The organism is Arcobacter sp. F2176 (assembly GCF_004116465.1).
GTDB lineage: Bacteria > Campylobacterota > Campylobacteria > Campylobacterales > Arcobacteraceae > Arcobacter > Arcobacter siniprincipis.
In genome coordinates, this window is the sequence record NZ_PDJV01000030.1 from 1 (window position 1) to 16,586 (window position 16,586).

Below are 16,586 nucleotides of genomic sequence, written 5' to 3' on the forward strand. Positions count from 1 at the left end.
AATGGATTTATTGATTTATTTTCATCAATAGATGAAGAAAGTAGTTTCAAAATTTCTACTTCAGTAGCGTCTTTACAAAAAAGTTTAATGATTTCTTGTAATCTATTTACTCTTTTATTCTCATCAATTACAATCATTTCAGGTAAATTACCATATTTTAAAAAATGATTGAAAGATGTAATTGAATTTTGGTATTTGTTATCATGTAATAAATATTCTTCAAAATCTAAACCATGAACAAAAATTGTTTTGAATCCTTTTATCTCTTTGTAATTTGAACTTGTGATTAAAGTACTTTGTACTTCGGGAAGCTCAAAATCAAAATCAAAGTTTTCTAAAACTAAAATTTTGATTTTTTTCTCTTTTATAAAATCATCTAAAAATAAAATAATTTCATCTTTGTGGTTTCTAAAATCATTTAGATTTATATATAAATACTCTTGGCTATTAAAGTTTGACAAATAGTCATAAATCAGATAACTTTTTCCAGTTTTTGGTGGGCCACATACAATAGTTTTAGGATGCGTTATTTTTTCTTTTCTTTCTTGAAAATTTATTTTATTAAATTCTAACTCATAACAAGCATCTAAAATTCTCATGTGATTAGTTACTTAAATTAATAGCTTCTTTTACTGCATTTATATAACTTTTTAAAGATACTTTAGAGTTCTTATAAGCTATGTCAAATGCAGTTCCATGATCTACAGAGGTTCTAATAATTGGAATATTTAAACTTACATTTATACTTTGTTCAAAGTATAAAGATTTTAAAGGAATTAATCCTTGGTCATGATACATACAAACATAGTATTGGTAATATTTTCTGTTCATTGGAGAAAATGCAGTATCAGGTACTAATGGACCTTTAAAGATATTTTTTCCTATTTCTTTATTTGCTTTTTTTATAGCTTTTATAATCTCAACTTCTTCATCACCTAAAACCCCATTATCACTTGCATGTGGATTAAGGCCTAGTACTGCGATATTGTCTTGCTTTACATTCGCATAAAAATCTAATAAAAATTTAGTGATTTTTTCTTCTTCTATTTTTTTTGCTACTTTTCTAAGTGCAATATGTTCTGTATACAAAGCTACAAATAATTTAGAACATCCAAGCATCATAATTGCATCTTTACCAAAATAGTCCCTTAGAACTTCAGTATGACCTTTGTAGTGAATTTTTGCTCTATTCCAAGACTCTTTATTTATAGGTAAGGTTACTATTGCATCAACTTTTTTCTTTGAAGCTAGTTTAATTGCTGTTGTAAAAGAATCAAATGAATAAGCACCTGCATCTTTTGCTACGATTCCTGGTCTAATTACAAATTTTCCTTTTACTTTTTCAAGTTCGAAGTCTTTTGGAATGTCAAGATTTAATAGCTTAGCACCATCTTTTAATATATCCCTATTTATACAATAAACTGGAGAACAGTATTTTTTTATTTTTTCATGTGCTTCTAAAGCAATTTGTAGTCCAATACCATTTAGGTCTCCAATTGATATTGCAACTTTTTTTTTACCAATTTCTGCGTTAGTTACTTTTGTCATACTTCTTAATCCTTGATAAGATTTTTCATCTCAATAATTGCATCTTTTAAGCCAGTAAAAACTGATCTTGCTATTATGCTTTGTCCAATATTTAATTCACTTATTTGTTTTATTCTTGAAATCATCGTTACATTTTGATAATTAAGACCATGTCCCGCAGCAACTTTCAAATTTAACTCTTTGGCAAATATTGAAGCTTTTTTAATCTCTTTTCTTGCTTTTGTTAGTAGTTTTTTTAAATCTTCCCTTGGCAATTCTAACTCTTTGATACTATGGTGTGTATTATGTAAGTTCCCATGTAACATTGCATATACATTTGCAAAAGTTCCAGTATGAAGCTCACACCATTCAACTTGTAGTTGTTGCGATAACTCTATCATATCTTTTGTAGGATCTATAAAAAGTGAAACTTCAATCTCATTTTCATGAAGTTTATTAACAGCATTTTTTATTTTTTCAAAGTTTGATTTTAAATCTAAACCACCTTCAGTTGTAACCTCTTGTCTATTTTCAGGAACAAGTGTTACACGAGAAGGTTTAAATTTACATGCAATATCTATGATTTTTTCATTAATTGAACACTCTAAATTAACTGGAAGAGTTGATAATTTAATAATATTTTTTGCATCATTATCATGAATATGTCGTCTATCTTCTCTTAAATGGATTGTGATTTGTTCAGCCCCTGCTAATTTACAAATTCCTAGGGCATCAAGTGGGTTTGGGTCATTTATTTTTCTGGCTTCTCTTAATACAGCAATATGATCTATGTTTACGCCAAGTAGCAAAATTTATCCTTTTAATATTGGTAGTTATTTTAAAATAACATCATATCCAATATTAATTAAGATAAATCTTTTAATATTTTAAGATAAGTCTTTTAGTGTTGCAATATTAGCAGCAAGTTTATTCTGAACTTCTAAATACTCTAATTCTGGAACTGAATCTGCAACTACTCCTGCTCCTGCTTGGAATATTACTTTATCTTTTGTAAGCATTGTACTTCTAATAGTAATTGCACTATCCATATTTCCATCAAAACCAAAATAAGCAATACTTCCAGAATAGAAGTTTCTTTTAATTCCTTCATATTGCGCAATTAATTCCATTGCTCTTATTTTTGGAGCTCCTGTCATTGTTCCTGCTGTAAAAGTAGCTGCAAAAAGGTCAAACATGTCATATTTATCATCAATAACTGCTTCCACATCAGTTACCATGTGCATTACATGAGAATATCTTTCTACTCTCATCAAATCAGTTACTTTTACAGTTCCAGGTTTTGCACATCTCCCCACATCATTTCTTCCAAGGTCGATTAGCATAATATGTTCCGCTCTCTCTTTTATATCAGAAAGAAGTTCATTCTCCATTTCCAAATCTTTGTCTATGGTTTTACCTCTTTTTCTAGTACCCGCAATTGGTCTTAAAAGTATATGCCCATCAAGAAGTCTAATCATAACTTCAGGAGAACTTCCTGCAATAGAAAAATTTTCAAATTCAAGTAAAAAAAGATAAGGGCTAGGATTTTTACTTCTTAATGCCCTATAAAAACTTAAGTGGTCAACAATAGCTTTTTGAGTAAATCTATTTGACATAAGTATTTGAAAAACATCACCACTTCTTATCATCTCTTTTGATTTTGATACCATTTCAAAAAATTGTTCTTTTGTATAGTTGAATTTCCCCTCATCCAAAAGTTCAGCTTTTTTTAATGGTAAGAATTCATAAGGAGTAAATAGATTTTTTTCAATAATTTCTAAATCATTTTTATATTTTTCACAACTTGTAACAATTACAAGTTTAGAAGTTTTATGCGAAAACCCTAAAATAATTTTTGGTCGTATTAAGTCCAAATCTGGAATATTTAATTCATCAATCAATGGATCCATAAATGGTTTTAAAACTGGTTCAAACTCTTTACCAATATCATAACCAACATTTCCAATAAACCCATCAATTAATCCAATCCCTAACTCTAATGATTTTTGTTTATAAAACTTTTTGTCAAAGTTTTTGTAATACTCTTTTAAAAATTTAAGTGGATTTGAATCTACTTCTTTTATTTCAGCTTTTTCATTTTTGAAAAATGTTTTTGAATTTTCATGCCATACTCGCTCTCTTGCACCAACTAAAATATAAGAGTAGTTACCATCACTTGAATTGATAGTACTTTCAAATAAAAAAGTAATTTCATCTTTATAAATGTCCTTTACTTTTTTATAAATTGAAACAGGTGTAAATTGGTCTAAAAAAAGTTCTTTTGAAAAAATCTGCATAAATTTAGACCTTCATTAAAATTTTAAGATAAAAGCGCTATCGATTTTAAGTTTTGATTTAACACTATTCATATTATTGATTGCATCGCTTCTTGAATTATATGGGCCTACTAATACTTTTGTAAAAGTCGTACCTTTTACATTTACTTTATAAAATACATATTTAAGATTACTAGTTCTAAGATTATCCATATATTTTTTATCTATATTTCTCGAAAATGCTCCTACTTGAATAAAAGTACCATTTGGTTCATTTGTTAAAATTTTCTTTGTAGTTTTAACAACTGGTTTAGGAGTAGGTTTAGCCACTACTTTTTTAACAACTGGCTTTTTAACAATTGGTTTTGGTTTTTCTATTTCTTTTTCTACCGTTTTTGATTCTACATTGAAGATATCTTTTTTTAACTCTTTTGCTTTTTCAATATCGTTTTGCGAAGGCTCTGGTAAAGAGATTTTTTTCTCTTCTTTTTGGATATTATTAAGATCCATTGCTTCTGTTATATCTTTATTTTGCTTTTCAGTTTTGTTATTTAAATCTTCAATGCTTTTTAATTTTTCATTTACTATTTTTTGATACTGTTGTTCAATATTGTCATTTAAAGGTTTGTCTTGTTCAATTGTCTCTTTTTTTGTTAATGAATCATCTTCTACTTTAGTTTGGTTATCTAAAAGACGAAAGATTATAATCGTTATCAAAAATAAAACTGCTAAAACTAATCCTAAGACAATATATTTCTTTTTATTGTCTTTATTTTGTGAAGAATTATTAGCTCCCAATAAAATATCATCTAACTCAGATTCTGTTTTATTAACTTCTTCTTCATAAGTAAAATTATCATTACTTGCATAAGGATTATTTTGTTCATATGGGTTCTTCGAAGAAGAATTTATGTTTTTAGCTTGTGACTCTAGTTCCATCAATCTCTCCTCTAATTCTGTTTGTTCCCTTTTTATTTGAACATTTTTTATAAAATCTTCGCCTTTTATTTCCATAATAAGCCTTTATTATTATTTATTAATATGTAGAACTAGTATAAATAACGAAATTTTTAGCTAATTCTTCTAACTCTTTTTTAATTTTTGCTTGTAATTGGGTATTCTCAATATCATCTAAAACATCACAAATTTTATTTGCAATAATTTCAAACTCTTTTTCTTTCATACCTCTACTTGTAAGTGCTGGACTTCCTATTCTAACACCACTTGTAACAAAAGGACTTCTAGTTTCTCCTGGAACTGTATTTTTATTTACAGTAATCCCTGCATTTCCTAAAGCAGCATCTGCATCTTTACCACTAAATGGTTTATTTAAAAATGATACTAAAACTAGATGGTTATCTGTTCCATCACTTACTAAATCATATCCTCTTTTCATTAATACATCAGCTAAAACTTTTATATTTGCTTTAACTTGTTTTGCATAATCTTTCCAAGAAGGATCAAGTATTTCTTTAAATGCAACAGCTTTTGCAGCAATAACATGAACTAAAGGTCCCCCTTGAATACCTGGGAAAATTGCAGAATTAATTTTTTTAGAAATCTCTTCATCATCTGTCAAAATAAGTCCACCTCTTGGTCCTCTTAATGTTTTATGTGTAGTTGTTGTTACAACATGTGCATGAGGAAAAGGTGATGGATGTTCACCAGCAGCAACTAAACCAGCAATATGAGCAATATCTGCAAATAAAATTGCACCAACTGCATCAGCTATTTCTCTAAATTTAGCAAAGTCAAGTTCTCTTGCATATGCACTAGCACCACAAACAATAATTTTTGGTTGTGTGATTTTTGCTATTTCCATAACTTTGTCATAATTAATTCTACCATCAAGTTCTACACCATAATAAAATGCAGAATAGTTTTTCCCTGAAAATGAAGGTTTAGAACCGTGTGTTAAATGTCCACCATGAGATAAATCCATACCTAAAATTCTATCACCAGCATTTATTAATGCTGCATAAACAGCACCATTTGCTTGACTTCCTGAATGTGGTTGAACATTTGCAAATTTACAACCAAAAATCTCACAAGCTCTATCAATTGCTAATTGTTCAGCTTTATCAGCAAATTCACATCCTCCATAATATCTTTTATAAGGATAACCTTCTGCATATTTGTTTGTAAATACTGAACCCATAGTTTGCATTACAGCTGGGCTTGTAAAGTTTTCACTTGCAATCATCTCTAAGTGTGTAGTTTGTCTGTCTAACTCATTTTCTAAAATATCAAAAATCTCTTTATCTGCTTGCTCTAAACTATTATTACTAATATAACTCATTTTTAATTCTCCTGATTTATTATTTTATTGTTGGTCTTCTGAATGTAAATCTATTTCTTGTTTAACTGGTTTCATTGCTGGAAATAGTAATACATCTCTAATACTATGTTGATTTGTTAACATCATAACAAGTCTATCAATACCTATACCTTCTCCTGCAGTAGGAGCCATTCCATAAGATAGTGCGTTAACAAAGTCTTCATCCATCTCATGTGCTTCATCATCACCTGAATCTTTAGCAGCCATTTGAGCTTCAAACCGGCCCAGTTGATCTAAAGGATCATTTAACTCTGAAAAAGCATTTGCTATTTCTTTTCCAGCTATAAATAACTCAAATCTATCTGTTAAATGTGGTTTCTTATCATTTCTTCTTGCTAAAGGAGAAATTTCAACTGGATATTCTGTTATAAATGTTGGGTTAATCAATTTTTCTTCAACATATTCATCAAAAAGTTCACCTTGAAGTTGGCCAATATTCATATTTTCATTTACTTCAAGTCTATTTTCTCTCATAAATGTAATAATTTTATCTTTATCTTCAACTATATCTTGAGGAACTCCACCAATTTCATAAAGTGATTGGATTAATGGAATTTCAGAAAATTTATTAAAATCAATTTCAAAATCACCATATGGTAAGTTTGTTGGTAAATCTAAGTTTTCAAACAAGTATTCAAAATACTCTTTTGTAAGGGCTATTAAATCTTTATGTGTTTTATAAGCCCAATAAAATTCTATAGAAGTGAATTCTGGATTATGTGTTGCATCCATTCCTTCATTTCTGAAGTTTCTATTTATTTCAAATACAGCTTCAAATCCACCCACGATTAATCTTTTTAAATATAACTCAGGTGCAATTCTTAAAAACCTATCAACACCTAATGCATTGTGATGAGTAGTAAATGGTTTAGCATTTGCCCCACCTGCAATTGGATGCATCATAGGAGTTTCAACTTCTAAAAAACCTTTTGATTCAAAGAATCTTCTTGTAAGACTAATAACTTTACTTCTTATATGAAAAGTTTTTCTTACTTCGCTATTCATAATTAAATCTAAATATCTTTGTCTATATCTTGACTCTTTATCTTGAATACCATGGTATTTTTCAGGTAGTGGAGAAATTGCTTTTGTAAGTATTTGAACACTATCCACATGTAGTGATAATTCACCTTGACCTGTTACAAAAGGATATCCACCAACTTCAATAATATCTCCAACTTCAATATTCTTTTTAAATACATCGTTGTAAAAACCTTCTGGTAAATTATCTCTTGCAAGATAAAGTTGCAACATTCCACTTTCATCTTCTATTTTTAGAAAAGATGCTTTTCCCATAAGTCTAAAAAATTTAATTCTACCACTTACTATATAGTGTCTTTTCTTTTCTCTTTTATCTTCTTTTTGAAAAATATCGCTGTTTACATTTAAGTATTTTGCAATAGTTGTATTTCTTTTTGATTCATTAGCATAAGGATTTACACCAAGTTCTCTTAAGTTATTTGCTTTTTCAATTCTTTGTTGTATGTATGTATTTTCAAACAATATATAAGTCCTTTATTTCTCTTCATTTGCTGGTTTTGTAAGAGTATCTTTTATTATCTCTGTTCCAGTCTCTTTTACTTTTTGTACTGCATCACTTGTTGATTGAATAATTTTATCACCTAAAGTCTCTTTTTTAGGAGTTGCTTCAGGTTTTACTTCTTCTTTATCAATATTTGTTCCAGATTCTACATCTTTTTTTGTTTCATCTTTATTTTCTTTAGTAGTTTCAACTACTGGCTCTTCTTTTGTTACTTCTTCATTACTTGGTAAAAATTTAGAAGTATCAAGCTTAACTATAAATCCACCTGTTTCTACTAAAAGAGGGAAAACTGTTGAATTTGCAAGTTTTTTATCTAATGATGCTTTAAATGATTGAATTTGATATAAAGCATAAAAAATCACTGAAATAATTAAAAATATCTTAGCTGTACCAAAAACAAATCCAAACAGTCTATTTAGTGCACCAAGTCCGCTCATTTCACTCATTTTACTTAAGATTGAACCTGCAATATAAACTAAAATCCAAAATCCAATTAAAGTAACAACAAATCCGATTAATGATAATGTAGCATTACTATCAATTCCAATTAATGGCTTAATAAGGTTTCCAACTGTTTCTGATAATCTTGAAGCTATAAAAATACCCCCAATAATACCCACAAGTCCGAAAACTTCTTTTATAAAACCTTTAAAAAGACCTTTAAGTCCTAATACTACTGAAATCCCAACAATAATCATGTCAAAAGTAGAAAACTCTTGCATTTGGTTCCTTTTATATAATATTTGGCAATTATATCGAAAATAGTTAAAAGAAAAGTTAATGGTTTATTTGTTGAAATCTATAATAAAATTTGCACCAAAATATTCTTTTTCTTTGTAAGTAAAAGCTTTATTTTCTATATCTAGTTTTAAATGCATATTTTTTTCTAAAATAGTTTTTGTCATATATAATCCGATACCTCTTCCTTGACTTTTGTGTTTGGTTGTAAAGTAAGGCTCAAAGATATGCTCTATAATATCTTTATTTATGCCATTTGCATTATCTTTTATTGATAAAGTGTTTTCAAAAGTTGTAATAAAAATATATCTTTGTTCTTTTTTATTTTCAACTAAAGCTTCAATAGCATTATTTATTATATTTAAAATAGCTTGTTGAAATTGTTCTTTAGACGCAAATATTTTTATTTTATCATCAATATTACTTACAACTTCTATATGTTCATCTTCTAATTTATTTGTAACTATTTTTATATTTTGATTAATTATGTCTTTTAATAAGAACTCTTCTTCTTTTTCATCTTCTTTGTAAAATATTCTAAAGTCTTCTATTGTTTTTGATAAAAATTTTGAACTTTCAACTATATGAGAACACAAGAAGTCTAAACTTTCATCATCTAAACTATTCATCTCTTTTTTTAATAATATTGAACTAGCAGAAGAGGATATTGCACTAAGAGGCTGTCTCCATTGATGAGCTATGTTATTTATCATCTCTCCCATTGCTATCATTTTATTATGTTGAAAAAGTATTTCATCTTTCTTTTTGTTTTTTAAAATCTCATCTTTTATTCTTACTTCAAGTGATTCATTTAGATTTTTTAGCTCTTTTGTCTTTTCTTCAACTAAAATTTCTAAATTATCATTTAAAATTTTTAATTCAGATTTTTGTTTTATATCCAAAGTAATATCTGTTAGTGTAACAACAATATAAGGTATTTTTTCTCCACTAAACAAATTTAGACTTACATTTAATAAAAAGTGCTTAATTTCTCCATCTTTTTTCATGGCAGCTTTTAAATTTCTTTTTGGATTTTCTAAAATAAATTGTGCCCAATTTTTACCATTATAGTCTTTATCTACTACATAATTTTCGTCATTAAGGTCTATAAACATTTCACATATACATCTATGCTCTAATTTAAATTCTTCAATAGATGTGTACTGATTAAAGAAGTTTAGAAATTGTTTATTTGCATTGTTTAAAATTTCTCCATCAGTTAAAATAATAATATTTTGTTGTGAATCAAGTATTTGTTGTGCTTTTTTCTTTTCTATAATAACTTTTCTTGAAAAAATATAATAGAAAATCAAACTTAAAACAAAAGTTAAAAAAACAAGTAAAGAAATAGCATTAGTTATAAAGTTAGTTTTAAATTTGCTTATATTAGACATATCTATATCTTTTAGGTCTTTTGAAAAAATAATATAGCCAATAGTCTCTTTCTGCAAATCTTTTATTTTATAAGTACCTATAAATTTGTTGTCAACTATTATGTAGTTATTTGTTTTTAGTACTTTTTCTATTCCTATTTTTTTTATTAAGTTTATTAAATAATCTTTTGCACCTAAATTTGAAATATAATATTCACCCAAAAAGTTATTAGTAAAAGGGTATTTTAAAGAATCAAAATACTTTTTATCTGCCAAGATAAGACTATGTGTATCAGATTTATTAATATCTTTTGCAATAGAATTGAAGTGTGTAATGACTTCAAATATTCCAAGAAACTCTTTTTTATCATATATTGGTATTATTGAATGGAAAGTCATATCATACCGACCAACACTAATTGTAGTTGTAATTTTTGGATTTTTTAGTAGATCTTTAATGCCTTTTCTAAATATTAAAGTATCATTTTTGTGTTCAGTCCAACTTCTATAAATACTTTTTCCATTTTTATCTATAAGCATAAACCAAATATTTTTAAAACTTGTATTAATCCCAAGTTCTTTAGAAAAGGTAGATAAATCTAAATTCTGTATATCTTTTGTTATAAATGCATTTTTTATATTTTCAAATTTTGATGTTGCAATTGCAAGAGACAAAGTAGCTGTTTTTTTATCTTCAATTAAAAAATTAATATTTTTATTAATTTGGGTTGATAAAATATTGAATTTATTATTTAATAACTCTTTTTCATGGTTTTTTAAGTAGTTATAAGAGATAAAAACAAAAGTAAAAATTATTATTAAAAATAAGACAATGTAAATAGTTAAAGTTTTTTTATTCATGTATTTATTATATCCTTACTTATATAAAATATTAAAAGAAATATTTATTTGAAAATTTATTTTTTTTTGCTACAATCCTGACATGATAAAAAGATACCCTACAAAAAAAATATTCGTTGGTAATGTTGCTATTGGTGGTGATGCACCAATCTCTGTACAATCAATGACATATACAAAAACATCAGATATACAAGCTACTGTTGAGCAAATAAAACTATTGCATTTTGCAGGTGCAGATATAGTAAGAGTTGCTGTTCCTGATATGGAAGCAGCATTAGCATTAAAAAGCATCAAAGAACAAAGCTCTTTACCTTTAGTTGCTGATATTCATTTTAATTATAAATTAGCACTTATTGCTGCAGAATCTGTGGATTGTATAAGATTAAATCCAGGTAATATTGGTAGTAAAGATAGAGTAAAAGAAGTTGTTAAAGCTTGTCAAAATAGAAACTTACCAATAAGGATTGGTGTTAATTGTGGCTCACTAGAAAAAGAGTTTGAAAATAAGTATGGACAAACACCAGAAGGCATGGTAGCAAGTGCTGATTATAATATCAAATTTTTAGAAGACTTAGGATTTACAGATATAAAAGTTTCACTAAAAGCTAGTGATGTTCAAAGAACGGTTCAAGCCTATAGAAACTTAAGACCTATGAATAATTATCCTTTTCATTTAGGAGTTACAGAAGCTGGAACGCTATTTCATTCAACTATAAAATCTTCAATTGCATTAGGAAGTTTATTACTTGATGGTATTGGAGATACTATGCGTATTTCAATAACTGGTGAATTAGAAAAAGAAATAGAAGTGGGGCGAGCAATTTTAAAAGATGCAGGTCTTACAAAAGAAGGATTAAATATTATTTCGTGTCCAACTTGTGGAAGAATAGAAGCTGATTTAGTAACAGCAGTAGCACAAGTGGAAGAGAGAACAAAACATATAAGAACTCCACTAAATGTTTCAGTTATGGGATGTGTAGTAAATGCTTTAGGTGAAGCAAAAAGTGCAGATGTTGCAATTGCCTATGGAAAAGGTAGTGGTTTGATTATAAAAAAAGGTGAAACCATTGCTAAACTTCCAACAGAAGAACTTCTTGAAAGATTTTTAGAAGAGGTTGAAAAAGAAGTAGAAAACCAAAAAGAGTAAATTAACAAAACAATAATCTATTCTTAGCTAAAATATTATCCTTTAATTGGAGAAATAATGGATAGTATTTATAGTTTAAACATAGAACGAGCAGTATTAAGTTCGATTTTATTTAATCCCGATGAGATAGAAGATGTTTTAGGCGTTCTAAAACCAAAAGACTTCTATCTTCCTGCTCATCAGAAAATCTTTGCAGTTATGGAAAAACTCCATAATGAAGATATGCCAATAGATGAAGAGTTTATTCGAAGAAGAGTAAATTCAAAAGATGTTGATGATGATATTTTAATAGAGATACTTTCTGCAAATCCAATCACAAATACCTTAGCATATACAAGAGAGATAAAAGATGCAAGTGTAAAAAGAGAACTTGCAACTTTAGCAACTACAATAAAAAAAGTTGCAATAGAAGATGATATCGCAGCAACAGAAGCTGTTGATACTGTACAAAATGCACTTTATAAAATCACTACTGATTCAGCCTCAACAGAACTTAAAGATATACATGTAATCACTGATGATACCTTGTCATATATAAAAAGAATGAAAGAACTTGGTGGAAAACACCTTATTGGTGAAACTACAGGTTTTTATGAATTGGATAAAAAAACAACAGGTTTTAATGATGGGGATTTAATTATTATTGCAGCAAGGCCAGCTATGGGGAAAACGGCTTTAGTTTTAAATATGGCACTTAAAAATGTTGAAGCAAATAGAGGAGTGATTTTTTTCTCACTTGAAATGCCAGCAGAACAATTAATGCTAAGAATGTTAGCTGCTAAGACTTCAATTCCTTTACAAAATCTTAGAAAAGGTGATTTAGATGATGCTCAATGGTCAAATTTAAGTGGTGCTTTTGAGGACTTAAATAAAAAAAGACTTTTTGTTGATGATGGGGGAAGTGTAAATATTAATCAACTTCGAGCAAGAGTGCGAAAATTAGCTCAAAATAAAGATAATAATATCTCTTTAGTAATTATCGATTATTTACAACTTATGCAAGGAACTGGAAATAAAGATAGACACCAAGAAGTTTCTGATATTTCAAGGGGACTTAAAATGTTGGCAAGAGAGATGAAAATACCAATTATTGCCCTTTCTCAGCTAAATAGGGGACTTGAAAATAGACCTGACAAAAGACCAATGTTAAGTGACTTAAGAGAGTCTGGTTCTATTGAGCAAGATGCCGATATTATTATGTTTGTTTATAGGGATGATGTATATAAAGAAAGAGATGAAGCTAGAAAAGAAAAAGAGGCAAAAGATAAAGGTGAAGATTATAAATCAACCTTTACAAATAAGCCAGTAGAAGAAGCTGAGGTAATCATAGGTAAACAAAGAAATGGACCAATTGGAACAGTAAGACTTGATTTCCATAAAGCTTTAACAAAATTTGTAGATAAAGAACATAGAGGTGAAGCACCTATTGAAGTTGTTTTTGAAACAGTTGCAGATAATCAAAAAGAGACAAATATTGATATTCCAAATATTCTTTAGGAGAGCCTTTTGTTAGAAAAAATAAATCTAAATGATATAAAAGATATTGCACTAAAAGCTAGCGAAGTAATAATGGAAATTTATAAAAAAGATTTTGAAGTGGAGTATAAAGAAGACAACTCTCCACTTACTGAGGCTGATATAAAATCAAATGAAATAATTTGTAATAGTTTGATAAATTTATATCCAAATATTCCAATTATGTCTGAAGAGAATAAACAAACAGATTATGAACAAAGAAAAGATTGGGAGTATTATTGGTGTATTGATCCAATAGATGGAACAAAAGAGTTTGTCAAAAAAAATGGAGAGTTTACTGTAAATATTGCTTTGATACATAATCAAGAACCAGTTTTAGGAGTAGTTTATGCTCCTGTAATTGATGTTATGTATAGTGCTAAAAAAGGAGTAGGTGCTTTTAAAAATATGCATAAACTGCCTATAAAAAGAGATGATAACAAATATATAATAGTTGCAAGTAAATCACACATGTCAGAAGAAACACAAACATATATTGATAACATAGAAACAGTAAAAGAAAAACAAATGATTTCTATGGGAAGTTCATTAAAGCTATGTTTAGTTGCAGATGGTAGTGCAGATTGTTATCCAAGAATTGCACCTACTATGGAATGGGATACAGCAGCAGCTGATGCAATTGTAAGATGTGCAGGGAAAATGACTTATAATTTTGAAGTAGAAAAACCACTAATTTACAATAAAAAGGATTTATTGAATCCAAATTTTGTGGTTAAATAATATATAATAAGTTATAAAGGAGTTAAAATGAAATATGATTTTTTTAACGATTATGATTTTATACCATATGATTTGGCAATAAAATTTGATTATAGATTAGAAAATGTAGTTAACAAATTACAAAATTTTTTTAAAAATGTAAAAATCGACTCCTTTGAAGATGAATATGTCGAATTCTATTTAGCAGGGTCATGTATAAAAGCTGATAGTTTTAGAGATATTGATATATTTTTATTTACAAAAGAAAAACTAAAAAGAGTATGTTCTAATTTAGATAGGAAATATTTTTTATATGAAAACAACTCAAACACTTATCTTTATGATACTGATTTAGTTCAAATAGTATACAGGGAAAGATTTTTAGATAAAGATTTAAAATTTATTGTAGATATATTTGATTTTCATTCGACAAAAATAGGCTTTAAGTGTGTTTTAGATACTAAAAACTTTGAAATAACAGTCAATAATGCTGATGTAAGAGAAGATTTTGTTAACTATGTACTTACAAAAAAAAATGGTTTGACAAGAGTAAACTTAAACCCTTTTGTAACTCTTCAACGGGCAATTCATTTTTTAAAAAGAGGTGATGATGTTCCATTTTATGTATTTTTGGAAATTTTTTCAAAAATATCATTGATTGAAAAAGATGAACCAATAGAAAAATATTTTGATAGATTACAAGGTGATGAAGAAAAAGTTAAGGAAGTAAAAGATGCTATTTCTAAATATTTATCATTTAAGAATAATTAAAGAGTAATTAAAAAACAATTAAAAAATTTAATGATATAATTTATTTTATTATTTAAAAGGTAGAAAATGGTAAACACAAAAGCTTTTTCATTGCTTGAACTAATTTTTGCAATAGTTATAATAGGAATAATCTCAACTGTAGCCGTTCCCAAACTTTTAAATACAAAAGATAATGCTGAGGCTGCAATTGTTCAAAAAGACATATCAACAATAGTATCCTCAGTTAGGGCATACTATATGGTAAATGACAAACTTGACAATTTTGAAGATGCTTTAACTTTGAACCCTAATACTTGGGAAATAGATGGTACAACTGCTACTTATGAAGATGATGATACTTCTTGTGTATCTGTAAATATTGAAAATAAAAAATTAAATGTAATTTTAAATGATGAAAACAGTGGAAGTGTTTGCGAAAAAATAATAGCTTCTGGTCTTTCTTCTTCTATTTATGATTTATAATAGGAATATAATGCAAAAAGCAATTTTTTTAGATAGAGATGGTGTTATTAACATTGAAAAAAACTATTTATACAAAGCTGAAGATTTTGAGTTTATAACTGGTGTTTTTGATACTTTAAAATATCTACAAGATAATGATTATAAACTTTTTATAATAACTAATCAATCGGGTATTGGAAGAGGATATTATACACAAGAAGATTTTAATAGTTTAACTTCATGGATGATAAAAGAGTTTGTAAAAAATGGTATAACTATCTCTCAAGTAGAACTTTGTCCCCATGCCCCAACTCAAGAGTGCAATTGTAGAAAACCAAAAACTGGAATGATAGATAATATTCTAAAAAATCATAAAATTGATTTAGAAAACTCTTGGTTAATTGGGGATAAAAATTCTGATATTTTATGTGCAAAGAATGCTGGTATTAAAAACACTATTCAAGTAAAATCTGGACATGAATTTGATGAATCAAGTAGCTTAGCAAATTTTGTTTGTGACTCAATAAAAGAAGTTAAAAATATAATTATTCCTGCTTCCTAACTCTTAAAAATGAAGCAAATTTTGGTTTACCATTTTTTGTTAAATCGTAATATTTAAATGTAATTTGTTCTCCTATTTTTGGTGGATTTAGTCTTTGTTTATCACTAAAACCATTTCCAAGATTAAAAAATATTCCATTATTTAGTTTTATTTCTAAACTTTTCATTTTTTCATTATTATAATTTATTCTTTGAACAATTCCCTCTTCATCATAAAACTTTTTTACTTTTAGAGAATTTTTACTTCTTTTGTTTACATATTCAAGGTTTGGATTTTTTATTATTACCCCTTCACCTTTTAATAAAACAATTTTTTCTAAAAAATCATCTAACTCTTTTTTATTTTTGCATTGTATTTGTTTGATTATATTTACTTTTATATTTGGATTTTTATCAAACCAATCTTTAATTTTTTTTAATCGCTTATAAAAATTACCTTTGGCATTTGGGGCTTCAAAAATATTGTATGTTATTTCACTCCATTTTGAACTTGGAACTTTATCTAAAACTATACTTTGAATATTTTCAAAATCATCTCTCTTGCTCCAAAGTTCACCATCAAGTTCAAAGGGTGGAAAATTATTGGTAAAAGAAGTTGGTGCAAATATTTTATTACCATTTTTTGTATATAAAGATTTTCCATCCCAATAGGCTCTTATTCCATCTAGTTTTTCACTCATAATCCAGTTATTTATTTCTTGATTTTTATATATTTTGGGCTTTTCTAAATTTAGACTAAAGATATTTGTGATAATAAATATTAATATAAAAAAAA

At 27.4% G+C, this 16,586-nt stretch carries 15 protein-coding genes and 1 pseudogene; 6 read left to right on the plus strand and 10 right to left on the minus strand.

Going from position 1 to position 16,586, the window contains the following annotated elements:
- From CRU95_RS15370 to CRU95_RS15410, 9 genes and pseudogenes are all read right to left on the minus strand, one after another.
- Window positions 1-599: pseudogene (locus CRU95_RS15370) on the minus strand (ATP-binding protein); the annotation flags it as partial.
- Between the two features lie 4 nt (window positions 600-603).
- On the minus strand, window positions 604-1,548 hold the full coding sequence (gene pdxA, locus CRU95_RS15375; RefSeq protein WP_258238737.1) for a 4-hydroxythreonine-4-phosphate dehydrogenase: 945 nt from the start codon (window positions 1,546-1,548) through the stop codon (window positions 604-606).
- Between the two features lie 5 nt (window positions 1,549-1,553).
- Window positions 1,554-2,336 carry a pyridoxine 5'-phosphate synthase gene (locus CRU95_RS15380; protein WP_129102004.1) on the minus strand — a complete coding sequence of 261 codons (783 nt, stop codon included), beginning with the start codon at window positions 2,334-2,336 and terminating at the stop codon, window positions 1,554-1,556.
- Window positions 2,337-2,414: 78 nt separating this feature from the next.
- Complete coding sequence (locus CRU95_RS15385; RefSeq protein WP_129102005.1) at window positions 2,415-3,824, minus strand: anthranilate synthase component I family protein; 1,410 nt, start codon at window positions 3,822-3,824, stop codon at window positions 2,415-2,417.
- Between the two features lie 15 nt (window positions 3,825-3,839).
- A complete protein-coding gene (locus CRU95_RS15390) occupies window positions 3,840-4,817 on the minus strand; it encodes an SPOR domain-containing protein (RefSeq protein ID WP_129102006.1) in 978 nt (325 codons plus the stop codon).
- A 22-nt stretch (window positions 4,818-4,839) separates the two neighbouring features.
- Window positions 4,840-6,102 carry a serine hydroxymethyltransferase gene (locus tag CRU95_RS15395; protein WP_129102007.1) on the minus strand — a complete coding sequence of 421 codons (1,263 nt, stop codon included), beginning with the start codon at window positions 6,100-6,102 and terminating at the stop codon, window positions 4,840-4,842.
- Window positions 6,103-6,126: 24 nt separating this feature from the next.
- Window positions 6,127-7,644, minus strand: coding sequence for a lysine--tRNA ligase (lysS, locus tag CRU95_RS15400; protein ID WP_258238738.1), 1,518 nt, complete (start codon window positions 7,642-7,644; stop codon window positions 6,127-6,129).
- A 12-nt stretch (window positions 7,645-7,656) separates the two neighbouring features.
- Window positions 7,657-8,406 carry a CvpA family protein gene (locus tag CRU95_RS15405; protein ID WP_129102009.1) on the minus strand — a complete coding sequence of 250 codons (750 nt, stop codon included), beginning with the start codon at window positions 8,404-8,406 and terminating at the stop codon, window positions 7,657-7,659.
- A gap of 63 nt (window positions 8,407-8,469) precedes the next feature.
- Window positions 8,470-10,656, minus strand: a complete 2,187-nt coding sequence (locus tag CRU95_RS15410) for an ATP-binding protein (RefSeq protein ID WP_129102010.1) — start codon at window positions 10,654-10,656, stop codon at window positions 8,470-8,472.
- 82 nt (window positions 10,657-10,738) lie between these two features.
- On the opposite strand from CRU95_RS15410, the gene ispG reads away from it, so the two are divergent.
- From ispG to gmhB, 6 genes are all read left to right on the plus strand, one after another.
- Entirely contained in the window at window positions 10,739-11,803 is a 1,065-nt protein-coding gene (ispG, locus tag CRU95_RS15415) for a flavodoxin-dependent (E)-4-hydroxy-3-methylbut-2-enyl-diphosphate synthase (RefSeq protein ID WP_129102011.1), read from the plus strand.
- A gap of 57 nt (window positions 11,804-11,860) precedes the next feature.
- Complete coding sequence (locus CRU95_RS15420) at window positions 11,861-13,300, plus strand: replicative DNA helicase (protein WP_129102012.1); 1,440 nt, start codon at window positions 11,861-11,863, stop codon at window positions 13,298-13,300.
- A gap of 9 nt (window positions 13,301-13,309) precedes the next feature.
- Entirely contained in the window at window positions 13,310-14,059 is a 750-nt protein-coding gene (gene cysQ, locus CRU95_RS15425) for a 3'(2'),5'-bisphosphate nucleotidase CysQ (RefSeq protein WP_129102013.1), read from the plus strand.
- A gap of 27 nt (window positions 14,060-14,086) precedes the next feature.
- Complete coding sequence (locus tag CRU95_RS15430) at window positions 14,087-14,809, plus strand: hypothetical protein (protein WP_129102014.1); 723 nt, start codon at window positions 14,087-14,089, stop codon at window positions 14,807-14,809.
- Window positions 14,810-14,875: 66 nt separating this feature from the next.
- Window positions 14,876-15,271 (plus strand): prepilin-type N-terminal cleavage/methylation domain-containing protein, encoded by a 396-nt coding sequence (locus CRU95_RS15435; RefSeq protein WP_129102015.1) that lies wholly within the window; start codon window positions 14,876-14,878, stop codon window positions 15,269-15,271.
- A gap of 10 nt (window positions 15,272-15,281) precedes the next feature.
- Window positions 15,282-15,812, plus strand: coding sequence for a D-glycero-beta-D-manno-heptose 1,7-bisphosphate 7-phosphatase (gene gmhB / locus CRU95_RS15440; RefSeq protein WP_129102016.1), 531 nt, complete (start codon window positions 15,282-15,284; stop codon window positions 15,810-15,812).
- Here gmhB and CRU95_RS15445 read toward each other — a convergent pair.
- Complete coding sequence (locus tag CRU95_RS15445) at window positions 15,796-16,578, minus strand: DNA ligase (protein WP_129102018.1); 783 nt, start codon at window positions 16,576-16,578, stop codon at window positions 15,796-15,798. The genes gmhB and CRU95_RS15445 overlap by 17 nt on opposite strands.
- Between the last annotated feature and the right edge of the window lie 8 nt (window positions 16,579-16,586).